This window comes from Paenibacillus sp. YN15, from assembly GCF_003285005.1.
In the GTDB taxonomy this organism is placed as follows: Bacteria; Bacillota; Bacilli; order Paenibacillales; family NBRC-103111; genus Paenibacillus_AR.
On sequence record NZ_QMFA01000006.1, the window covers coordinates 1 to 22,264 of the forward strand.

General features: G+C 56.4%; 22 protein-coding genes and 1 rRNA gene. 18 read left to right on the plus strand and 5 right to left on the minus strand.

What is annotated here, in order from left to right:
• Nucleotides 1-166: 166 nt before the first annotated feature.
• The 3 genes from rrf to DQG13_RS06910 all read left to right on the plus strand — a co-directional run bounded on the left by rrf (nt 167) and on the right by DQG13_RS06910 (nt 1,583).
• A 5S ribosomal RNA gene (gene rrf / locus DQG13_RS06900) occupies nt 167-283 on the plus strand.
• 557 nt (nt 284-840) lie between these two features.
• Entirely contained in the window at nt 841-1,140 is a 300-nt protein-coding gene (locus DQG13_RS06905) for a hypothetical protein (RefSeq protein WP_113019023.1), read from the plus strand.
• On the plus strand, nt 1,062-1,583 hold the full coding sequence (locus DQG13_RS06910; protein WP_146767116.1) for an alpha-amylase family protein: 522 nt from the start codon (nt 1,062-1,064) through the stop codon (nt 1,581-1,583). The genes DQG13_RS06905 and DQG13_RS06910 overlap by 79 nt, the downstream gene beginning before the upstream one ends.
• A 141-nt stretch (nt 1,584-1,724) precedes the next feature.
• Here the strand turns inward: DQG13_RS06910 and DQG13_RS06915 are convergent, their stop codons facing one another.
• The 4 genes from DQG13_RS06915 to DQG13_RS06935 form a co-directional block, all read right to left on the minus strand.
• A complete protein-coding gene (locus DQG13_RS06915; RefSeq protein WP_113019025.1) occupies nt 1,725-4,109 on the minus strand; it encodes a phosphoketolase family protein in 2,385 nt (794 codons plus the stop codon).
• Between the two features lie 789 nt (nt 4,110-4,898).
• The gene (locus DQG13_RS06925; protein ID WP_113019027.1) at nt 4,899-5,624 is read right to left on the minus strand and encodes a GntR family transcriptional regulator; all 726 of its coding nucleotides are present in this window, start codon (nt 5,622-5,624) and stop codon (nt 4,899-4,901) included.
• A gap of 121 nt (nt 5,625-5,745) precedes the next feature.
• Complete coding sequence (locus DQG13_RS06930; RefSeq protein ID WP_113019028.1) at nt 5,746-7,686, minus strand: NAD(+) synthase; 1,941 nt, start codon at nt 7,684-7,686, stop codon at nt 5,746-5,748.
• A gap of 192 nt (nt 7,687-7,878) precedes the next feature.
• Nucleotides 7,879-9,351: a DHA2 family efflux MFS transporter permease subunit gene (locus DQG13_RS06935; protein ID WP_113019029.1), complete on the minus strand. Its 1,473-nt coding sequence runs from the start codon at nt 9,349-9,351 to the stop codon at nt 7,879-7,881.
• Between the two features lie 200 nt (nt 9,352-9,551).
• On the opposite strand from DQG13_RS06935, the gene DQG13_RS06940 reads away from it, so the two are divergent.
• Nucleotides 9,552-10,217: a TetR/AcrR family transcriptional regulator gene (locus DQG13_RS06940; RefSeq protein ID WP_113019030.1), complete on the plus strand. Its 666-nt coding sequence runs from the start codon at nt 9,552-9,554 to the stop codon at nt 10,215-10,217.
• A 1-nt stretch (nt 10,218) separates the two neighbouring features.
• On the opposite strand, the gene DQG13_RS06945 is transcribed toward DQG13_RS06940, so the two are convergent.
• Entirely contained in the window at nt 10,219-11,460 is a 1,242-nt protein-coding gene (locus DQG13_RS06945; RefSeq protein ID WP_258525501.1) for an MFS transporter, read from the minus strand.
• 597 nt (nt 11,461-12,057) lie between these two features.
• Here DQG13_RS06945 and DQG13_RS06955 point away from each other — a divergent pair.
• The 14 genes from DQG13_RS06955 to DQG13_RS07020 all read left to right on the plus strand — a co-directional run bounded on the left by DQG13_RS06955 (nt 12,058) and on the right by DQG13_RS07020 (nt 22,238).
• Nucleotides 12,058-12,408: a putative DNA-binding protein gene (locus DQG13_RS06955; protein ID WP_220094336.1), complete on the plus strand. Its 351-nt coding sequence runs from the start codon at nt 12,058-12,060 to the stop codon at nt 12,406-12,408.
• A 213-nt stretch (nt 12,409-12,621) separates the two neighbouring features.
• Nucleotides 12,622-13,989: a signal recognition particle protein gene (ffh, locus tag DQG13_RS06960; RefSeq protein ID WP_113019034.1), complete on the plus strand. Its 1,368-nt coding sequence runs from the start codon at nt 12,622-12,624 to the stop codon at nt 13,987-13,989.
• A 40-nt stretch (nt 13,990-14,029) separates the two neighbouring features.
• Nucleotides 14,030-14,302: a 30S ribosomal protein S16 gene (rpsP, locus tag DQG13_RS06965; protein WP_113019035.1), complete on the plus strand. Its 273-nt coding sequence runs from the start codon at nt 14,030-14,032 to the stop codon at nt 14,300-14,302.
• Between the two features lie 23 nt (nt 14,303-14,325).
• Nucleotides 14,326-14,556, plus strand: coding sequence for a KH domain-containing protein (locus tag DQG13_RS06970; RefSeq protein ID WP_113019036.1), 231 nt, complete (start codon nt 14,326-14,328; stop codon nt 14,554-14,556).
• A gap of 159 nt (nt 14,557-14,715) precedes the next feature.
• A complete protein-coding gene (gene rimM, locus DQG13_RS06975) occupies nt 14,716-15,237 on the plus strand; it encodes a ribosome maturation factor RimM (RefSeq protein ID WP_113019231.1) in 522 nt (173 codons plus the stop codon).
• Nucleotides 15,234-16,091: a tRNA (guanosine(37)-N1)-methyltransferase TrmD gene (gene trmD / locus DQG13_RS06980; protein WP_113019037.1), complete on the plus strand. Its 858-nt coding sequence runs from the start codon at nt 15,234-15,236 to the stop codon at nt 16,089-16,091. Before rimM ends, trmD begins: the two co-directional genes overlap by 4 nt.
• 202 nt (nt 16,092-16,293) lie before the next feature.
• A complete protein-coding gene (rplS, locus tag DQG13_RS06985) occupies nt 16,294-16,638 on the plus strand; it encodes a 50S ribosomal protein L19 (protein WP_113019038.1) in 345 nt (114 codons plus the stop codon).
• Between the two features lie 78 nt (nt 16,639-16,716).
• Entirely contained in the window at nt 16,717-17,301 is a 585-nt protein-coding gene (lepB, locus tag DQG13_RS06990; protein ID WP_113019039.1) for a signal peptidase I, read from the plus strand.
• 22 nt (nt 17,302-17,323) lie between these two features.
• Nucleotides 17,324-18,199, plus strand: coding sequence for a ribosome biogenesis GTPase YlqF (gene ylqF, locus DQG13_RS06995; protein ID WP_113019040.1), 876 nt, complete (start codon nt 17,324-17,326; stop codon nt 18,197-18,199).
• Nucleotides 18,200-18,207: 8 nt separating this feature from the next.
• Nucleotides 18,208-18,687 carry a hypothetical protein gene (locus DQG13_RS07000; protein ID WP_113019041.1) on the plus strand — a complete coding sequence of 160 codons (480 nt, stop codon included), beginning with the start codon at nt 18,208-18,210 and terminating at the stop codon, nt 18,685-18,687.
• Nucleotides 18,688-18,983: 296 nt separating this feature from the next.
• A complete protein-coding gene (locus tag DQG13_RS07005; protein WP_113019042.1) occupies nt 18,984-19,592 on the plus strand; it encodes a ribonuclease HII in 609 nt (202 codons plus the stop codon).
• A gap of 158 nt (nt 19,593-19,750) precedes the next feature.
• The gene (locus DQG13_RS07010; RefSeq protein ID WP_113019043.1) at nt 19,751-21,511 is read left to right on the plus strand and encodes a hypothetical protein; all 1,761 of its coding nucleotides are present in this window, start codon (nt 19,751-19,753) and stop codon (nt 21,509-21,511) included.
• A complete protein-coding gene (locus DQG13_RS07015; protein ID WP_113019044.1) occupies nt 21,508-21,816 on the plus strand; it encodes an EscU/YscU/HrcU family type III secretion system export apparatus switch protein in 309 nt (102 codons plus the stop codon). The genes DQG13_RS07010 and DQG13_RS07015 overlap by 4 nt, the downstream gene beginning before the upstream one ends.
• Nucleotides 21,813-22,238, plus strand: a complete 426-nt coding sequence (locus DQG13_RS07020; protein WP_113019045.1) for a YraN family protein — start codon at nt 21,813-21,815, stop codon at nt 22,236-22,238. Before DQG13_RS07015 ends, DQG13_RS07020 begins: the two co-directional genes overlap by 4 nt.
• Nucleotides 22,239-22,264: the final 26 nt, after the last annotated feature.

Below are 22,264 nucleotides of genomic sequence, written 5' to 3' on the forward strand. Positions count from 1 at the left end.
TTCCGAATACTTTGGCGGGGCCCGTAAGAGATTCAAGAAGAGGTTTCGGTGACCTCGTTTCGCATCCAGTTTTCAGGGGATAAGTCGGAGACGAATCTGACGAGTGCAGATTCCGGTTCGATGAAACGATACTTGGCGGTATCGTTCCTGAACTTACATAAAGACGTTTGGTGATGATGGCGGAGGGGAACCACGCGTTCCCATCTCGAACACGACCGTTAAGCCCTCCAGCGCCGATGGTACTTGGACCGCAGGGTCCTGGGAGAGTAGGACGTCGCCAAGCACAAATGGGTCCTTTAGCTCACGCTAAGGGGTCTTTTTGTTTCTCTAGTCCGTGAGCTGTGTCCGAACCTTCCCATCGAAGCAAAGGCGAAGAAGCAGGCCCGGCCCAAGCGGAAGGTTCAGACGCCGACCACCCGCGCTTCGCTGGTCGCCTGCGGCGGCGGGATGGGTGCGGAAGGACGTCGCCAAGCACGAAAAAGTCTCTTTGCTGATGCAGAGAGGTTTTTTTGTTTTTTGACGTCCGCGGCAGTGGAAGCTCTAACGAATCTAGGTATCGCTATTTGACTATAGGTGAGCCTGTTTGAAATCTAACGAATCGTGGCATCGCTATTTGTCCGAATTTGCGCCGAAATGCGTTCAAACAGGCGAATAACGCCATACAGATTCGTTAGATTTTTTACCATGCCCGTTTTCGCGAAATAGCGTGATAGAGATTCGTTAGCCAGATTCTGCTTGTCCTCGGACGTATGCTTCCAAAGCTGGTTTTCCTGCAGAAACCCCTTTACCTCCGGGCCCTTTCTGCCGAATATGGATTCACCTTAGAGGTGGAACAAAAAGTTGGATACACGGGATATGGATTACACGGAAAGCCTCCGTTGCGTGCAGGAATGGTGGCAGCAGGAAGCCGGCTATTCCCCCGTAGCTGTGCCCGCCGCGGCCAAGCTGCCCATGTATTCCACCTGGTACAGCTTCCACCAGCAGGTAAGCCCGGAGGAAATTGAACAACAGTGCAGATTGGCCAAGGAGCTGGGCTGCGGCGGTGTCATTGTGGATGACGGTTGGCAGACGAGGACCAGTCCCGGGGATATGCCTACTGCGGCGATTGGGAGGCCAGCAGCGCCAAAATGCCGGACATGACCGCCCACGTGAAACGGGTGCAGGCCATGGGCTTAAGCTATATGCTGTGGTATTCCGTTCCCTTCATCGGCTACCGGAGCGAGGCCTGGCAGCGGCTGCAAAGCAAGCTGCTGTACCGCATGGACAGCATGGGCGCAGGTGTGCTGGACCCCCGTTATCCCGAGGTCAGGGAATACCTCACCGGCATCTATGAAAAAGCGGCTGCCGAATGGGGAGTGGATGGGCTGAAGCTGGATTTTGTGGACAACTTCCGGCTGCCTCCCGGGGACAATCCGGAACCCGGAGGACTGTCTTCGTCGGCCAGCCTGCCCGATGACGATGGCCGGGATACCCCCTCTGTCCAAGAAGGGGGCCACAGGCTCCTGTCCGGTGTTATGGAGCGGCTCCAAAAGCATAAGCCCGGCATGATGATTGAGTTCCGGCAGCCCTATACCGGATTATAATGTAGGCGTTTACTTTTTATCAAACAAGCTTCCCCAGCAACGAAAACTATTCTTGATCAATGATGGTATCCCAAAAACGCCCCCTCCCGCAAGGGGAGAAGGCGCATAAGGATGGTGCAGGATTCCGTGCTGCGGGATTACTTATTTCAGCTCTGTCCACTTCCAGCTTTCCACTTCCGGAAGATCATAACCTTCCTCACGGATAAACCGGCGGTGCTTCTTGATGATGGCATCCATTTCATCGGCGATGGCTGTATATTGGGCTGCTTTGGGCAGACTCAATACTGCTTCCTTCACCAGATCGAACCGGTCCATTTGGTTCAGGACACGCATATCGAAGGGAGTGGTGATGTCACCGTTTTCCCGGTAGCCGTGAACATGCAGGTTATGGTTATGGCGGTCGAAGAACAGGTCCTTGATTAGCCCTTCATAGCCGTGGAAGGCGAAGATCACCGGCTTGCCAACCGTGAAGTAGCTGTCAAATTCCTCGTCGGACAGGCCACGGGGGTCCAGCTTTTGGCTTCTCAGCTTCAGCAGGTCCACGATGTTAATGTAGCGGATCTTCAGCTCCGGCAGCTTCTCATGAAGAATGGAGATGGCTGCCAGGCTTTCCATGGTCGGCTCGGTACCGGCGGAAGCAAACACCAGATCCGGCTCCTGTCCTTTGTCGGTGCTGGCCCAATCGATGATCTTCAAGCCCTTTTCCACCAGCACGGAGGCTTCTTCCGCACTGAACCATTGCGGCCGGGGATGTTTGGAGGAGACGATCAGGTTGATCTTTTGCCGGTCATTGAGCACCTTGTCGAACACAGCCAGCAGCGAGTTGGCATCGGCAGGCAGGTATTCACGGATGAATTCCGGTTTCTTGTCGGCCAAGTGTCCCAGAAGGCCCGGGTCTTGGTGGGTATAGCCGTTATGGTCCTGCTGGAACACGGTGGAGGTGGCCACTACGTTCAGAGAAGGGATATCTGCGCGCCAGCCTTGATCCGTAGCCTTGCGCAGCCACTTGAAGTGCTGGGTGATCATGGAGTCTACAACCCGCAGGAACGCTTCATAGCTGGCAAAAAATCCGTGGCGGCCGGTGAGGACGTAACCCTCCAGCATCCCTTCCGCCTGGTGCTCGGACAGCTGGGAATCGATGACACGGCCATAAGGGGCCAGGAATTCGTCTTGCGGCTCTTGGATGGCATCCATCCATTGGCGCTTGGTGACTTCGAACACGGGTCCCAGACGGTTGGACATGGTTTCGTCCGGACCGAAGATGCGGAAGTTGCGCTGCTCTTCATTCAGCTCAATAACTTCCTTCATATATTTGCCCAGCACCAGCATGTCTTGGGCGGTAACTTTGCCGGGGGTGGAATTGTCCAGGGCGTATTTGGTGAAGTCGGGCAGCTTCAGGTCCTTCACCAGCTTGCCGGCGTCGGTAACCGGGTTTTTGCCCATTCTTCTGTCGCCGGCAGGCAGAATTTCTTCGATTTCCGGCAGCAGACGGCCTTGATCATTAAAGAGCTCCTGCGGGCGGTAGCTGTTCATCCATTCCAGCAGAGCGGGGGCATGCTGCATGTTCTTTTGGTCCACGGGGATCGGAACCTGGTGGGCACGGAAGGAGCCTGTATTGGGAACGCCGTCCCATTCCTTCGGACCGGTCCAGCCCTTGGGGGTGCGGCAGACGATCATCGGCCACAGCGGGCGGGAGGCATTGTTGTTTTCACGGGCATTCTTTTGGATGGCCTTGATTTTCTCGATGACGGTATCCAATACCTTGGCCATTTCCGGATGCATGAAGTCCGGATCGGAGCCTTCCACGTAGTGGGGCTCCCAGCCCATACCGGTGAAGTAAGCGGTCATTTCCTCCCGGGTTTGACGGGAAAGAATGGTAGGATTGCTGATTTTGAAGCCGTTCAGGTGAAGGATGGGCAGCACTGCCCCGTCAGTGATGGGATTGATAAACCGGTTGGAGAACCAGGATGCAGCCAACGGTCCGGTTTCCGCTTCGCCGTCGCCGATCACAACTGCGGAGATCAGGTCCGGATTGTCGAGAATGGCGCCGACGCCGTGAGAGAGGGCATAACCCAGCTCGCCGCCTTCATGGATGGAGCCCGGTGTTTCGGGAGCGGCGTGGGAAGCGACTCCGCCCGGGAAGGAGAACTGCTTGAAGAGCTTGATCAGGCCGGGAATATCCCGAGTGATCTCCGGGTAAATCTCGGTGTAGCTTCCGTCCAAGTAGGAGTTGGATACCATCACTTGGCCGCCGTGGCCGGGGCCTTCGATATAAAACATGTTCAGATCATACTTGGTGATGACCCGGTTCAAGTGGGCATAAATAAAGTTTTGGCCGGGAATGGTGCCCCAGTGGCCGATGGGCTTCACCTTCACGTGGGCATCCTGCAGCGGTTCCTTCAGCAGAGGGTTGCCCTTCAGGTAGAGCTGGCCTACGGAAATGTAGTTGGTTGCCCGCCAATAGGCGTCGAGCTTATCCAGATACGCCTTGGAGGAGCAATCCAGAACTCGGGTAGTCAGTGTCATTTCGTCCACTCCTATCGAAATTTTTGTTTCTGTCTGTTTATCTCCGCAATTTCAAGTTCATAATACCCACTTCATAAATTGAAATCAATCATTTTTGAAAGTAATACGGTCCAATTATGTGAAAAAATGAACTTAGTATGAACATTCTCAAGTGGCGGCGCTTACATCGGTGGTTATCGGGGTGATTGCTTGTTTGATGGGTGGTGTGAAGGAGGGGCGGGGGAACGGAATGTGGGGGCTGGGAGAACAAGGGAAGAGGGCGGGAGGAGTCCGAAGGAACGTGGGAAGAGGATCTGTACGGAGCATAGAAGGAGCAATCGAGTTTATGAAGAGCGATGCAGTGCTGATTCCGGCAGTTGGGGGAGCTAACTTGGGGGCATCTATTCTAACGGCGGTGAGCGCCGCTATTCGCCGCAAATGAACCATCCAAAAAACCTAACGGCGGCTACAGCCGCTATTTGCAGCAAAAGATCATGCGGAGGGGCGGAAAAGCTCAAATAAGGTCTCCCACCGCCGTTAGAATTTCCAAACACCGTTTTTCAGCAAAATAAGGTCTTCTGCTTCCGTTAGAATCCGCAAGGGGCAGACAGTTGCCGCGGCGGGGCTGTAAGCCGGTAATAATCCCCCCAACAAATGAGAAAAACTCCTATCGGAGTATCTCGAAGATGAGCGACCGCGTTTAGCGGAAGTTTTTATCGCCAATCAGAATGTTTGCCTTACGCGCTTTAGTGCTGTAAAGAACTTAAACATTCTGATGTGGTAAAAAAAGACCGGACATTTGTCCGATCTTTATTCCTGCACTGACACAAAGGTATTGAACTTCAGGTACTTGTAGTGGAAGCGCATATGGGAAAACTCCAGCGGGGTGCCGTTGTCGAGAAAGAAGATGCCCTCCATAATCCCTACAGGCTCGTTCTCCGCCAGGCTCAGCAGCTCCCGGTCGCGGGTATCCGACGGTTCGGCATAAATGGAGAGGAAGGACTTGGTCACAGCCAGATTATGGGCTTCCTCCAGATAGTTAAAAATGGAACCCTCGATAATCGTCTGGTTCAGATTCTGGATAATTTTGATGGGAATGTAGCCGGTTTCGATCATGAAGGGGGTCTCGTCGAACAGGCGCAGCCGGACGATTTTGTACACAAAATCATGGGGCTGCAGAAACAGATCCCGCTGAAGCTCCTCCGTGGGAGGGATGACCTCAAAGCTCAGCACCCGGATTTTGGGCTTCACGCCATGCATCTGGAAATTATCCGTTACCCCCAGATTGGAGCCCTCGTAATTGAAAATGGACTCATTCTTTATGTACAGAGGGTTGATAAAGGTGCCGGAGCCCCGCTTCTTAAAAATAATCCCGGCATGCTCCATCTTGGTCAGCGCCCGCTTGATGGAGCTGCGGCTGACCTGATAGGTTTCGCTGAGACTGCGCTCGTCCGGCAGCCGCATGTCGGGGAATTGCCCCGCGAAGATTTTTTTCTTCAGATCATCGATAATTTGCTTATAGACAAATTGTGTCATGTAAACTCCTTCTTCAGGACCCAGTAATGATATGCCCGCAATCCACCGCCGCCGTCACTTCTACTATATCACAAGGGGCCGGAGGAGGTTAAAAAACATCATCCGGCCCTTGGTTCCCGCTCTACAGCGACTCCACCTCTTTTAACCACAGCGCGGCGGAGGCGTCGCTGGGCATACGCCAGTCGCCCCGCGGGGAGAGGCTGACAGTGCCCACCTTGGGGCCGTCGGGCAGGCAGGAGCGCTTGAACTGCTGGGAGAAGAAGCGGCTGTAGAATACCCGCATCCAGGAAACCAGCTGCTCCCGGGTGAACACCCCGGCGAAAGCCTGCTCGGCCAGATACAGAATCTTCGCCGGCGGCGCTCCCGTCCGCAGCATGTAGTACAAATAGAAATCATGGACATCGTACGGTCCAAGGATATTTTCTGTCAGTTGGGCGATCTCGCCGGTTGGAGAGGGGGGCAGCAGCTCGGGACTGATGCCGGTGGCGATAATGTCATGCAGGAAGCCCTTGGCCGCATCGTCGGCTTCATGGTCCGCATACCATTGCACCACAAACTTGATCAGGGTCTTGGGAATACCCCCATTTACGCCGTACATGGACATATGGTCGCCGTTGTAGGTGCACCAGCCCAGCGCCAGCTCCGACAGGTCGCCGGTGCCGATGACGATGCCGCCGTTCTTGTTGGCCAGGTCCATGAGAATTTGGGTCCGCTCCCGGGCCTGGACATTCTCGTAGGTAAGGTCATGAACATCCTTGTCGTGGCCGATATCGGCAAAATGCTGCAGGCAGGCGGCTTTGATATCCACCACCATCATGGAGGCCCCCAGGGCTTTGATCAAACCTACGGCATTGTCGTAGGTCCGGTTGGTGGTGCCGAAGCCGGGCATGGTGACGGCCAATACGTCGCTGGCCGGGCGGCCCAGCCGCTGCATGGCCCGCACGGCAACCAAGAGCGCCAGGGTGGAATCCAAGCCGCCGGAAATGCCGATCACCGCCTGCTTGATGCCGATATGCCGGATGCGCTTCATGAGCCCCGAGGTCTGGATGGACAGAATCTCCTGGCAGCGCTCGTCCCGCAGCAGCGGATTGCCGGGCACAAAGGGATTGGGCGCTACCTGGCGGACCAATTGCCGGGGCTCGGCATCTGCGGCGGCAGGGTGGGCGAAGCCGATAACCCGGTAATCCCCTGCGCCTTTGCCTGCCCGGAAGGTGCCCATGACGCTTCGGGAGTAATGAAGCCGGGGAATGTCGATGTCGGCTACGGTCAGACGGGTTTCATGGGTGAAACGCTCCGATTCGGCCAGAATTTGGCCGTTCTCCGCGATCAGGGAGTGGCCGCCGAACACCACATCGGTGGAGGACTCTCCGGTGTTGGAGCTGGCATATACGTAAGCGGCCACACAGGAGGCGGACTGGGCCGATACCAGCTGGCGGCGGTAATCCGCCTTGCCCACCAGCTCATTGCTGGCGGAGGGGTTGAACAGCAGCACGGCTCCTGCCTGGGCCAAACGGCTGCTGGGGGGAATGGGCACCCACAGATCCTCGCAGATTTCCACGCCGAACAGCAGGTTGGCATCCTCCCGGCAGGCGAACATCAGGTCGCTGCCGATAGGCACGGTCTTACCGTTAATGAGGAGGGTATCCGTCTCCAGCTCCTCCGCCGCGGCAAACCAGCGGGGCTCGTAGAATTCGCTGTAGCCGGGAATGCAGCTTTTGGGAACCAGGCCCAGAAGCTCCCCGTTCTGGACCACGGCTGCACAATTGAACAGCCGTCCGCGGATGTCCAGGGGCAGGCCCAGAATAACGATCATGGAATGCCCGGCGGTGGAGGCGGCAATATGGGAAAGGGAGGTTTTGGCGGCATCCAGCAAGGTTCTTTGCATGAACAAATCCCCGCAGGTATACCCGGTGATGCAAAGCTCGGGCAGCACCAGATATTCCGCTTGCGCCTTGGCGGCGTCCGCAATGGCCTCGATAATCTTGGCGGCGTTAAATGCGCAATCCGCTACCTTCAGCTCGGGGGAGGCGGCGGCTACCCGCGCAAAGCCGTAATGTTGCATGTGATTCACCTGACCTTATGTAAGAGTGGTAAACGCGAACCATCGGTTAAAGAATGCCGCTGATGCTTGGATAGAAGCTTATTTTATCATAAAAAGGCGGTTATAAGTAAATTCTGGCGGATTGTTTAAAAAATAAAGGATGAAAGACGTTGTGGGCGTCTTCCATCCTTATTCCGCAAACAAGCAAAAATGTTAATGGCCAGTCATCATGGATGCCTGGGCCTGGCTTGCGCCCTCTTCGCTTTCCCCGGGCACCGCCTTGGGCTTGCGGAGAATCAGCGCCAGCAGAGCGCCCAACGCCGCGATGCCCGCCGCAACCAGGAAGGTATCGCCGTAGGCGCTGGCGGCGGCTTGGAGAGGATTGCCTCCGGATTCTGCATGCACCTTCATCTGGGAGGTCAGGTAACCGGTGAGTCCCGCTACCGCAAAGGATACCATCACCTGCTGGGCTGCAGTTGTCAGCGGTGTGACCCGACTGACCAGTTGTTTGGGGGCGGATTGAAGCACGTGAGTATTCACGGGCATCATGGTCAGACCCATTCCCGCTCCCATCAGTCCCAGGAAGCCCATAATGTACAGCAGGCTGGTATCCGGCGTCATCCGGGAGAGCATGAACATGCAGAAGGTGATAATGCTGAGGCCGGTGATGGCCAAAGGACGAGCCCCCACCTTGTCGAATAATTTACCGCCGATGGGCATGACCAAACCGGAGGCCAGCGCCTGGGGAAGCATAACCAGGCCGGTTTTCAGCGGCCCGTAGCCTTTCACTGTCTGGTAGAACAGCGGAATGAGCACCATAACGCCGAACAGGGCAATCTGCATCAGCCATGCGATCACAATGCCTCGGGTAAAGTCGGAGGAGCGGAATACCCGCAGCTCCAAAAGAGGCTGTTTTTGCCGGAGCTCAACAATGATGAAGAGCACAAGCGCAACGCCGCCGATGGACAGTCCGGTGAGAGTGGAGGCGGAGGTCCAACTGGTGCCGCCCTCGCTTACGCCGTATGCCAGCATGGAGAAGGCCACCGGCGCCAGGAGAATGCCCAGAATGTCCAGAGACGGTACGGATTTGGTTTCAAAGGCGGGCAAATATTTTATGCTCACCAGAATGGCGATGGCTCCCAGGGGCACATTGATCAGAAAAATCCAGTGCCAGGTGGCATACTCCACCAGCCATCCCGACAGCACCGGGCCGAGGGCCGGGGCCAGCAGCATGGGAATGCCCAGCATGCCCATGATGGAGCCGATTTTGTCACGCGGCGCAAGCCGGAAAACGATGGCCATGCCGATGGGCGCAACCATGCCGCCGCCGATGCCCTGAATAATCCGGTAGAGGATCAGTTGGGCCGGAGATGCGGCCAAAGAACACAGGGCGGAGCCCAATGTGAACAGAATAATGGTAAGCAAAAAGATTCGTTTGGCGCCGAACCGGTCCGTCATCCAGCCGGCCAGGGGAATAACGGCCGACAGCGCCAATGTATATCCGGTAATGGTCCACTGCATGGTTGTTACAGAGGAACTGAAATCCTCCACCAGGCGGGGCAGCGCCACATTGACCACCGTGCTGTCCAGAATAACCATCATCATGCCCAAAATGACGGCCATCAACGGGCCGATCAGCTGCCTGAGGGAAAACTCGCTTCCCTGGACTTGTTTTTTTGTACTCATACCGCTCCATCTCCTATTCAAAATGTCTATATCTCGTTATTCTAATGAACATATGGTATATTAATAAACACAGTGTTCATTAAAGAGCCATATGCCTATTATAGGGAGATTTCCGGCAATTGCAATAATCATTATTATGTAATCTGTCCGATAATCGCCATTAAGGACGCGTATGTCAATTAAGTTGGGGTGGAAAAGAAATGTCAACGGAAGAATTCACTATTGACCGGCGCATTGTGCGGACCAGACGGATGCTTCGGGATGCGCTGATCGATCTGATTGAAGAGCGGGGGCTGGAAGGGCTGACCGTCCGGGACTTGACCCAGCGGGCCGGATTGAATCGAGGCACGTTCTATTTGCATTACAAGGATATTCAGGACTTGCTGGAGCAAAGCAAGGAGGAGGTGCTGAAGGGGCTGACGGAGTCGGTGACGAGAGCCGCGGAACGGAATTGCGGAGATGGAAAAGCGGGCAAAACGGACAATATGGGCGGCAGCGCGCCGCCTCAAATTGCACATTCCAATACATTGGGAGCGTTCGAATATTTTGCCCGGCATTCCCGTTTCTTTGCCGTTATGATGGGTCCCAAGGGAGATCCGTGTTTTTTTCTGGAGTGGAAAAAGGCCATGATGGAGGATATGACGAAAAAATCAATGAAGCACCAGCCGGATGACAGCCGGCTGCCCATTCCCAGGGACTATCTGGTGGCCTACATTGTGTCCGCCCATCTGGGACTTATCCAGCATTGGCTGGAATCGGGGATGAAGCTTACTCCGCAGGAGATGGCGGCTCTCATGACCAGGCTGAACGTGCTTGGACCCAAACGGATCTTCCAATCGTCCAGCTTTGCCGAGCCGCCGGAATAATCTAAACGCCGGTTGCTTCTTCCTGCGTCGGCGCCGCGGATTTGCGGAGGCGGAAATAAAGGATGATGCAGACAATCGGAATAATGGCGAGAATGCCGCTTAGAATAAACGCTCCGTCAGGACCCAGCTTCTCGGCCGCCGACCCGGCGAAAAGGTTGCCCAGCGGGGTGGTGCCGGTGAATACCAGGGAATAGATACTCATCACCCTGGCTCTGTATTCATCCTTGGAATGGATCTGCAGGGTGGAGTTGCAGCTGGTGCTGAACAAAATATTGCAGACGCCCAGCAAAGCCAGCGCCAAGCCTGTCAGATACAAGTTGCGGGTAAAGCCGATGACGGACAAAAATACCGAAATCAGCACACTGCAGGTGAGGATCAGCCTCATGCGCGGCCCGCCCTTGCTGCGGATGGACATGGTCAGGGCGCCGAGCAGCGAACCTGCGCCGATACAGGACATGAGAAAGCCGTAGGTCCCTTCCTCCATATGGAGCACGCTTTGGGTGAAGGAGGGAATCAGCACATTGAAGTTGAAGCCCAGCACACCGATGACCACCAAGAGCAGCAGGGTTTGCGACAGAACCCGGTCCTTGGCGATATAAACGAAGCCGTCCTTGATTTCGCTAAAGACGCCGGAACCGGGCTTTTTGGGACGCACATACGGCGTTGCCTGGATGCGGGTCAAACTGAACAGAACGGCGAAGAAGCTGAGTCCGTTAAGCAGGAAGCACCAGCCTGCCCCCAGAAAGGCCATCATGGAAGCGCCAATGGCAGGGCCGATAATCCGGGCCAGATTGAAGGTGGCGGAATTGAGGGCGATGGCATTCATCAGATCGTCTTTGCCCACAATTTCGATGGTAAAGGATTGCCGGGTCGGCATGTCAAAATTATTGCTCATCCCCAAAATGAAGGCCAATACCAGAATGTAACCGTATTCCACTTTATCGGTAAATACAAGGGCGGACAAAATAAAAGCCAGCAGCATGGAAACCGTCTGGGTCACCATGAGAATGGCCTTTTTGGGAAAACGGTCAATCACCAGGCCGGCAAACAGGGAAAAGAAGGTTACCGGCATAAATTGGATGGTCCCCACCAGCCCCAGGAGAAACGGGGAGCCGGTCAGCTTCAGCACCAGCCAGGATTGGCCGATGTTCTGCATCCATGTGCCGATCAGGGAAACACATTGCCCAAACCAGTAATACCGGAAATTCCGGTGGGTTAATGCATGAAAATGATTGTTGACCAAACGGGAAATAGGACCTCCTGCAATTCTTGGCTGTTCCGTTTTAAAAACCTCCGCTTCACAAGGATTCATATTGCTTTTGGCTTCCGTGCCCTTTCGACTTTTACCAGTATAGCATATCCCATATGTTTGAAGACAGCGTTATCATAATGAAATACAGAGCTAATCGCATGCGAAAAAGCATTCAATCGCAAATCGTATATGAAATTTCATATATAAAACCTGGAGATGGCATCAAAATGGCAAGTTGTATATGAAATATCGAATACAATTCCTTGAAATCATGGAGCTGGGGCCGTTTGTATATGAATTTTCGAGTACAGCTTCCCTGGGATGTGGCACCCGGCGGGATCGTGGGCTTATAATACGTTACCGCCTCCGCAGCTTTATCCGCCTCTGGCTTGGACCAAAGTATGAAAGGGGGAGTGACAAGGTAATATGCTTGACATTAACGGATGGATCGGCTAATATAGTCAATGTTCGGTGTAAAGGAATGGGCCTTGACACCTGTGGCGAGATTGCCGCGGTTGTCCTGCGTCCACTTCCGGATGCAGGGCGCATCCGGATCGGGAGGGTCGCCTGAAGATGGAAGATGACACGCTGCTGGAACGGACGAACCGGGTGAACACCCTGTTCGACTTCTACGGGGCGCTGCTGACGGACAAGCAGCAATCCATCCTGTCCCTGTATTACCAGGATAATTTCTCCCTGGGCGAAATCGCCGCAGAATTCGAGGTCAGCCGGCAGGCGGTGTATGAGCACCTGAAGCGGGCCGAGCAGGCGTTGGAGGACTATGAGGGCAAGCTGGGTTTGGCGGGGCAATTTGCACGCCGAAGGTCAGCGGCAAACGAGCTGGAAGCATTGATAAAACGACGGCAGGGAGAAGACAGTAGGCGGATGCTGGAGCTGCTCTCCCGGCTTTTGACCATAGAAGTGAAGGAAGAGTCCTAGGGCGTGTCTGATAACTCCGAGGGGAGCAGATTTTGCAGAATTTTCGTTCCAGGCAAGGAACTTTCGTGAAGGCGTACCGGGGGTACGTCAAGCGGAAGTGACGAAGCATGGGGCGAAAAGGCGGTGAAAGATGCCCTCAAGCGGGTTGTCAGACACGACCTAAGTGACTTGTTCCGCATGAAGCAATATTTAGGACGACGGGAGGCGGGGCGCATGGCATTTGAAGGATTGGCCAGCAGGCTGCAGAATGTGTTCGGAAAGCTGAAGTCCCGGGGCAAGCTGACGGAGGATGATGTCAACGAAGCCTTAAGAGAGGTGCGTTTGGCTCTTCTGGAGGCGGATGTGAACTTCAAGGTCGTCAAGGATTTCATCGCCAGGATCAAGGAACGCGCCATCGGCCAGGAAGTGATGAAGAGCTTCACCCCCGGCATGGTGGTGGTGGATATCGTCAACAAGGAGCTGACCGCTCTGATGGGCGGCACCCAAGCCAAGCTGGCCCGGTCCAACCGTCCGCCTACGATTATCCTGATGGCCGGTCTGCAGGGCGCGGGCAAAACCACCTCCACAGGCAAGCTGGCCAAATATTTGCAAAAGCAGAATCACAAGCCGCTGATGGTGGCCGCGGATATCTACCGGCCTGCCGCCATTAAGCAGCTGCAGGTTTTGGGCGAGCAGCTGAAGGTGCCGGTGTACGCTCCCGGAGCGGATGTGAATCCTGTGGACATTGCCAAACAAGGCATTGACCACGCCAAGGAGCATGGGCATGATTATGTGCTCATCGATACCGCAGGCCGTCTCCACATCGACGAGGCGCTGATGGAGGAGCTGAGCCGGATCAAGGAAGCCGTCCAGCCGGACGAGATTCTGTTTGTGGTGGACGCCATGACCGGCCAGGAGGCCGTGAATGTGGCGAACAGCTTCCATAAGCAGCTGGGCCTGACCGGCGTTATCATTACCAAGCTGGATAATGATACCCGCGGCGGCGCGGCCATCTCCGTCAAGGCGGTTACAGGCTGTCCCATCAAGTTCGCCGCCACCGGCGAGAAGATGGATGCCCTGGAGCCTTTCCATCCCGAGCGGATGGCTTCCCGGATTCTTGGCATGGGGGATATGCTGACCCTGATCGAGAAGGCCCAGGCCAACATCGATGCGGACAAAGCCAAGGAAATGGAGCGCAAGCTGCGCAAGGCGGAGTTCACCTTCGATGATTTCCTGGAGCAGATGGAGCAGGTCAAGAAGATGGGCCCCTTGGACCAGATCCTGGACATGATGCCGGGTATGGGCAAGATGAAGGACCAGATGAAGAATGTCAAGATCGACGAGAAGCAAATGGCCCGCACGGCCGCCATCGTCAAATCCATGACCAAGGAAGAGCGCGCCAAGCCGGAGCTTCTGAGTCCGACCCGCCGCAAGCGGATTGCCTTGGGCAGCGGCAACACGGTGGTGGAGGTCAACCGCTTCATCAAGCAGTTCGAGGATATGCGGAAGATGATGAAGCAATTCTCCGGCATGATGGGCAACGGCAAGAAGAAGGGCGGCATGTTCGGCAAGATGGGCAAGGGCGGCCGGTTCCCTTTTTAGAAAATATAGGCTTTGATTTTGTTAAGGAGGTGAAACAACAATGGCAGTTCGCATTCGTCTGAAGCGTATGGGTTCCCACAAGGCTCCCGTTTATCGCGTGGTGGTATCTGATTCCCGGTCTCCCCGTGACGGACGTTTTATCGAGGAAATCGGTACTTATAACCCGCTGACCGCCCCTGCTACCGTCGCAATCGACGAGGAGAAGGCGCTTAAGTGGCTGGGCGACGGCGCGCAAGCGTCCGACACCGTCCGCAACCTGTTCAGCAAAGCCGGCATTATGAAAAAGTTCCACGAGTCCAAATTGCAGAAGTAATTTGGCTTAACGGAGGGCGGCATATGAAAGATCTGATAACCGTAATCGCTAAGGCGTTGGTGGATCATCCGGAAGATGTCAGCGTAAATGCCGTGGAGCGCAGTCAGGAAATCGTGTACGAGCTTACCGTGAACCCCAGCGATATCGGCAAGGTGATCGGCAAGCAGGGACGCATCGCCAAAGCTTTGCGGACAGTGGTCACATCGGCCGCTGTCAAAGAGAACAAGCGAGTGAGCGTTGAAATCGTATCATGAGACGTAGAAGGGGTGAGGGCAACCTTGCCCCTTTTTGCATCGTCAAACAGAATTTGAAGAGGGTTTTCTTCTTGCCGGACAGAGGGAAGAAAACCGGCTTGAAATGCTGTAAAGCCCAGAATGGACCGCACTCTACTGGAAAGGGAAGTGTATATCGGCATGAGCGACAAGCTATATAATGTAGGAAAAATAGTCAACACCCACGGCATCCGCGGCGAATTGAAAATTTTGTCCCAGACGGATTTTCCCGAGCTGCGTTTTGTCAAGGGAAGCAAGCTGATCCTGGTGGAGCCGGAAAGCGGCAAACAAGTGATTGCCCAGGTGGAGCAGGCCCGTGAGCACAAGGGGATGTTTATAACCCGTTTTAAGGAATGGGATAACATCAACCAGGTGGAGCAGTACAAGGGCTGGCTTTTGAAAGTGGGTGAGGAGAATCTGGCCGACCTGGACGAGGATGAATACTATTACCACGAAATCCTGGGATGCTCGGTTGTGACGGCCGGGGGGGAGAAGCTGGGACAGATCACGGAAATCCTCACTCCCGGAGCCAACCATGTCTGGGTGGTCAAACGTCCCAAGGGCCGTGATCTGCTCCTGCCCGTCATCGATGATGTGGTGCTCGAGGTGGATGTGGAGAACAAGCAGGTCACGGTAGAGCTTATGGAAGGGCTGCTGGAATGAATATCGATGTTTTGACCTTGTTTCCGGAAATGTTCGAGGGGGTATTCGGCGCGAGCATCCTGGGGAAGGCCCGCCAGAAGGGGCTGGTGTCCCTGTCGACCCTGAATTTCCGGGACTATGCCAACAATAAGCATAATACGGTGGACGATTATCCCTTCGGCGGAGGGGGAGGCATGGTGCTGAAGCCGGGGCCGATCTTCGCTGCGGTGGAGGATTTGATGGAGCGGCGTTATCCCGGAGGGAATGGCGGGAACGGTGCCGCCGCCGATCTGGCGGAGTTGCCGGAGGGTCAGCCATGCCCACCGGAAGGACCGGCAAACCCGAAGTACCAACCACCGCGGGTGATTCTCATGTGTCCCCAGGGGGAGCCCTTCACCCAGCGGAAGGCGGAAGAGCTGGCCCGGGAGGAGCATCTGATCTTCATCTGCGGCCATTATGAAGGTTATGACGAGCGCATCCGGCAGCATCTGGTCACCGACGAGCTGTCCATCGGGGATTATGTGCTGACGGGCGGCGAGCTGCCGGCCATGGTGGTGATCGACAGCGTGGTGCGGCTTCTGCCCGGCGTTCTGGGCAATCAGCAGTCCGCTGTAACGGATTCCTTCAGCACGGGGCTGCTGGAATATCCCCATTACACCCGTCCGGCCAAATTCCGGGACTGGGAGGTGCCGGAGGTGCTGTTGTCCGGCCATCACGAGAATATTGAGCTGTGGCGGCGCAGACAGTCCCTGAAGCGGACCTGGAGACGGCGTCCGGAGCTATTGCGGGAGCTGGAGCTGTCCAAGAAGGACAAGGAATGGCTGGCGGAGCTGGAGCGGCGGCAGGAGGCCTCTGTGGAAGCGGAGGAGGAGTAGAATTAAATCCCCCTCTCGATCTGCGGATCACGCGCAATTTTCGCGAAAAGTTGTAAGACAAACATTGCTATGTGCCCGCAGATATGGTAGTATATTTAATGTTGTGATTTGATAACGGTGGTCCTCTACGCGGTTGCGGCTCATCAATAGGGATGAATGCCGATGGAGCGGAATGAACACCTGTGTGGAAGGAGGAAGTCAAATGAACTTGTTGGTTCAAGAAATTACGAAGGAACAGCTTCGCAAGGATATCCCCAGCTTTCGTCCAGGCGACACCCTGAAGGTGTACGTAAAGGTTATCGAGGGCTCCCGCGAGCGGGTTCAGCTGTTTGAAGGCGTTGTAATCAAGCGTCGCGGCGGAGGCATCAGCGAAACGTTTACCGTTCGCAAAATCTCCTACGGGGTTGGCGTGGAAAGAACATTCCCGCTGCATTCTCCGAAGCTTGATAAAATCGAAGTAGCCCGTCGCGGTAAGGTTCGCCGCGCCAAGCTGTACTACCTGCGCGCACTGCGCGGCAAGGCAGCAAGAATCACCGAAATCCGATAAGATTGAACAGGGGGCTTGGGCACAGCACAAGCCTCCTTTCGGTTTTTTGAGGAGTTTTAAGGATGGAGGCTCACGAGGATGGAACAGGAGCAACAACTGCCCGAACAACCGGCACAGGCTGTTTCAATTAAGAGCGAGGCGTGGGAATGGACCAAGGCGTTGTTTATTGCCGCTGTTCTCGTTATTATTATCCGCTGGTTTATTTTTGCGCCGTTCATTGTGGACGGGCCCTCCATGGAACCGAATTTCCATACCAGAGAGCGGCTTATCGTGAACAAGATCATCTATCATATCCGCACTCCCGAACGCGGCGAGGTTGTTGTGTTCCATGCGCCGGCGGGTGTGGATTATATCAAGCGGGTGATTGCTCTGCCCGGCGAGAAGGTCAAGATTCAGAACAATAAAGTGTACATCAACGGGGAAGAATTAGAGGAGCCCTATTTGCAGGAAGCCATTGACGATTACAAGGCCCGGACCAACATCAACTACAACGGGGATTTTTCGGAAATTACGGTTGAGGAGGGCAAGGTCTTCGTCATGGGCGACAATCGGGTCAACAGCCAAGACAGCCGGGCTATCGGAGCGGTTGAGTTGGACGAGATTGTAGGCCGTGCGGATATCCGCTTCTGGCCGCTGGCCAAATTGGGCTTCATCAAGCATTGACCGGTGAGGGGAGATAAGGAAGATGTCAACCATTCAGTGGTTTCCCGGCCACATGACCAGGGCGAGAAGGCAGATTGAGGAAAAGCTGAAGCTGATCGACGTGGCTATCGAGCTGATCGATGCCCGTGTGCCCCTGTCCAGCCGCAATCCGATGGTCGATACCATCCTGCAGCATAAGCCCCGCCTGATCCTCTTGAACAAGCTTGATCTGGCCGATCCGGCCGCTACTGCGGACTGGGTCGCTTTTTTTCAGGAGAAGGGACTGGATGCCCTGCCCATTGACGCGGTAAGCGGAACCGGCACCCGGGAAATTGTGGCCCGGTGCAGGAAGCTGATGGCCGAGAAGATGGAGGCCCGCCAGCGCAAAGGCATGAACCCGCGGGCCATCCGGGCGCTGATTGTGGGGATTCCCAACGTGGGCAAATCCACGCTGATCAACAAGCTGGCCGGACGCAAGGTGGCGGCTACAGGCGACAAGCCGGGGGTAACCAAGGGCCAGCAATGGATCAAGATGGCGGGAGGAGAGCTGGAGCTGCTGGATACTCCGGGTATCCTGTGGCCCAAGTTCGAGGACCAGCAGGTGGGTTACCGGCTGGCAGCCATCGGCTCCATTAAGGAAGAGATTCTGGCGGCGGATGATGTGGCGTTTTATGCGGTCCGCTACTTGGCTGAGGCTTATCCCGGCGTGTTGGCCGAGCGGTACGGAATTGAGACGGTGCCTGCGGATTTGTCGGAAGGCGAGGCTGTCATTGAGGTTATGGAAACTATCGGCCGCAAGCGGGGCTGCGTCGCCTCCGGAGGCCGCGTGGACCTGGGCAAGGCGTCCACCCTGATCCTCCGCGAGCTGCGGGCGGGCAAGCTGGGCCGCATCAGCCTGGAACGGCCGGATATGGCCTGACCGGCTGCATGGATGGAACGGCACGTTTCGGCAGCGAAGGAAAATGGCAGAGTGTAAGAGACGAAAAACGGGAAAAGTCGGATAAACACCAAAGCTGGACAAGCGTCAAGTGGAATAGAGCATACGGATTGTGGAAGGAACCGTTCCCGGTGGGAGCGGTTTTTTTGCGTTATCGTCTTGCGAAGGTAAAAACAGGGAAGCTGTTGGATTTCTTGACGAATGGCTGGATGGAAGTGAAAAAAGGCAGGTATGGAGGATGGTGGGGCGAACGGGGACCCTTTGCGACACTATCCCTTCTGCTCAGGGAAGAGGTTGCTGGGGAAAGTGTGCTTGCTGAACTGGTGAACCTCCTTTTTGGACATGGGGCTATTTCTGCCGGACCGTGGTTCCGTTATTTGAGACAAAACGGGCATTTTCTTGACCAGACGGACTGTGGTTCCGCTAAAGGCCCGAAAATGGCGCAATATGGGGAGGCGGAGGTGAAATAGCATACCCTGTGTCCGTGAAATTCGGGGAAAGGGCCATTTTGGAAAAATAGCGGCTTCTGTGTCCGCACAGGAATGATCCGCCTTCATCCCGAAGAATAAGTGCCTAGTCGGGGCGTTGACAGGGCAGGTATAATAATAAGGAAGGAAACAAAATGAAACGCTGCGCCCTGTGCGCTTTTATGGGTTTTTTTCAAAGCTTCAGATAAGTATAAACGGGGAAGCGGCCCAGCTTTTTGACAAACGCAGGTTGCTAAAGGAGCCGCTGGCGTTTTTCCTCGGGACAGGAGTCATACGGAATGCTGGATTATGAAAAAGAAGTATGGGCCAATGGCTACAGCCTCATCGCCGGAGTGGACGAGGTGGGGCGGGGCTGCCTCTTCGGGGATGTGGTGGCGGCGGCGGTTATTTTGCCCCAGGGACTGGTTATTGAAGGGGTCAACGATTCAAAGAAGCTGTCGGAGAAACGCCGGGAGGCTTTGTACGATATCATCTGCGAGCAGGCAATCGCCATCGGTGTCGGATATGCGGACGCGGAAACGATAGACCGGATTAACATCAAGCAGGCGGCCCGCCTGGCAATGAAACGGGCGTTGGACAAGCTGGAGACGAAGCCGGATTATCTGTTGGTGGATGCGGAAAAGGTGGATGCGCCGCTGCCGCAGCTGGCGATTATCCATGGGGATGCGTTGAGCCAATCCATTGCCGCCGCTTCGATTATTGCCAAGGTGACCCGGGACCGGATGTGTCTCCACTGGGGCTTGGACTATCCGGAATACGGCATTGCCATACATAAGGGATATGCAACTAAACAGCATCGTGAGGCTTTGGAGGCGCATGGCCCCTCTCCCTTGCATAGAAGAAGCTTTTTGGGCAAAATTTTGGCCAAGCAGCAGGAATTGTTCTGACCGCTGCCGTTGCAGCCCGGCTCACGAAAAATTGGATTTTTGCCGATATACGAGTCAGTGGCATAGAAGATTTGCCGGCGGCGTCCCTGGACAGTCGGCTGAACATAACAGCAATCGCATCCATCCTGGATGAACACTCGGAGTAGGAGGGGAAAATCTTGAATATCGGCCAGTTGCTCCGCAGTGTGATTGGAGACATGCAGGTGTCCGACGCCAAAACCTTGGAGCTTAAGGTTGGGCAGGTGGTGCGGGGAGTGGTGCTTCAGATGCTGTCCGAGCAGGACGCGCTGATGAATATCGGCGGGGCTCAGGTTCGGGCTCATTTGGAGGCTCCCCTGGCCAAGGGGCAGTCGGCGCTGCTTCAGGTCCAGCCTGAATCCATGGCCGGGCAGGTAGTGCTTAAGCCGATGGAGGTTTCCCAGGTGCAAATACCGGAGCCCTCTTTGGCAGAGCTGCTGAAGAGTTTTGACATGAAGGACACGGCGGGCAACCGCAGGGCGTTGCAGGAGCTGCATCAGGCCAAGGTGCCCCTTACCCGGGAAAATGTTCAGGGTTATGTGGATATGGCCGCCCGCCGGCCGGAAGGCGCGGCGGATGGGGAATGGCGGCAATCGGCGCTGCTGGCGATGAAGCGGGGTTTGCCCTTGACACAGGAGACGGTGGGGTCTTTGCACCGGACGATTTTTGGCGGTGGTGTGAGCCGGACGATTGAAAGCTTAAGCGCCCAACTGGCAGGCTTTGTGGGAAATGACACCCCGGATGCGGCTGTCAGCCCGGCAACCCGGAACCTGATGGCGCAGGTGAAGCTGGCGCTGGAGGCGCTGCCCGGTATGCCGCAGACTGCGGATGCGGACGGCGCCGCCTCTGCGGCGGAACCGCGGGCAGCGGGAGAGGCCGCCCAGGCGGCGCGGCCGGAAGCAGCCGGGGCGCGGCCCGCCCCAGCCGGCGAAGCGGCGGCGCAGCCGAAGGCGGCTCCGCCTGCCGCAGAGCAGGCGGCCACCGCCGCCCGCCCTGGCGGCGCCGATGCGGCGGCCGGCCCGGTGCCGCCACCCCGCGGCGAAGCCGCTGCCGCAGGCGCGCACAGCGCGCGGGCCGCCGCCGGCGGCCAAACGACCGGCGGGGAGGGCGAAGCCCCCGCCGCCATAACCCGGCAGGAGCCTGCCCCATGGGTGGGCAGGCTCCTGAAGGCGCTGGGCGTGCAGCATGAGCTGCAGCTGGCACGCCCCCATGAGGGCGGCGCTCAGGCGCTGCCGCCCCATGCTCGCGCCGGCGAAGCCGCTGCGCCGCCGGCAGGCTCTACCCCGCCGCCGGCTGCGGATGATGCGGCGGCGGACACGGCTACGCTGAAGGGCCTGCTGCTGCAGCTGTCCGGGGCGGAGGACGCGCCGCCCGCAGTCCGCGAGCAGGCCCAGCAGCTGGTGCAGCAGGTCACCGGCCAGCAGTTGCTCCTGACGCCGGACCGGACGGCCATGTTTACGCATATGACCCTGATGCTGCCCATTCTGAACCAGAACGGCAGCCAGACGGCGGCGGTTCACATCCAGTCCCGCAAAGGCGCCAACGGCCAGTTGGACGCCCGGAACTGCCACCTGGTCTTCGATCTGGACATGCGCACCCTTGGAACCACATTGGTGGATGTGCAGGTGACGGATAGAATTGTGGCGCTGCGGGTTCACAATGACTTTCCCGAAATTGGGACGCTTCTGGAGGAGCATCGGGAGGAGATCAGGGAAGGTCTGGAAAAGATCGGCTACCAGCTTTTGTCCGTGAAGGTGCTGCCGTATCCGGAGCCATTGGCAGGTGGGGCTGCCTTGGGAGCGGACGGCGTATCGGGAGACGGCAATTCTGCCGCTTCGGCATCTTGGGCCGCCAGCCGCTACCACACCGCCCCCTACAAAGGGGTTGACGTGCGCATATGACACAACCGGAACAACCCGCCAGCCCCGCCATCAAAAAGGCAGTAGCGCTCAAATATTCCCCCTCCGCCAACAAAGCCCCCGTGGTGGTAGCCAAGGGGAAGGGGCATGTAGCCGATGCGATCCTGAACAAGGCCAAGGAGGCGGGCGTCCCTGTTCAGGAGGACTCCTCCTTGGTAGAAGTGCTGTCCAAGCTGGATATCGAGCAGGAGATTCCCGGCGAGCTGTACCAGCTGGTGGCGGAGATTTTATCCTTCGTGTACCGGTCGGACAAGAAGGCGCGGGAATGGAGGGAGAACGGCGGATGACCTGGGAGCAAAAGCGTCAGCCCCACCACGGCAATGATATCCGCCCCTCCGCACGCCCAACCGACTCCCGCAAACTGCTTGGGCAATGGGGGGAGGAGCAGGCTGCGGCCCATTTGTCCCAAGGGGGGATGCGGATATTGGCGCGGAACTGGAGGGCCAGAAGCGGGGAGATTGACATTATCGGCGAAGCGGACGGACGTTTGGTGTTTGTGGAGGTTCGGACCCGGCGTTCCTCCGGCCGCTTCGGTACTGCGCTTGAATCCGTAGATGCCCGCAAGCAGAGGCAGGTGCGGGCAACCGCTCTTGTGTATCTCCATGCCACCCGCCAGACGGAGCGCCCCTGCCGGTTCGATGTAGTAGCCGTCACTGCGGAAGGCGCAGATGGCAGAGCGGATATCGTGCACATCCCCAATGCCTTTTAGAATCCTTAGCCGGTAAGGCATATAGG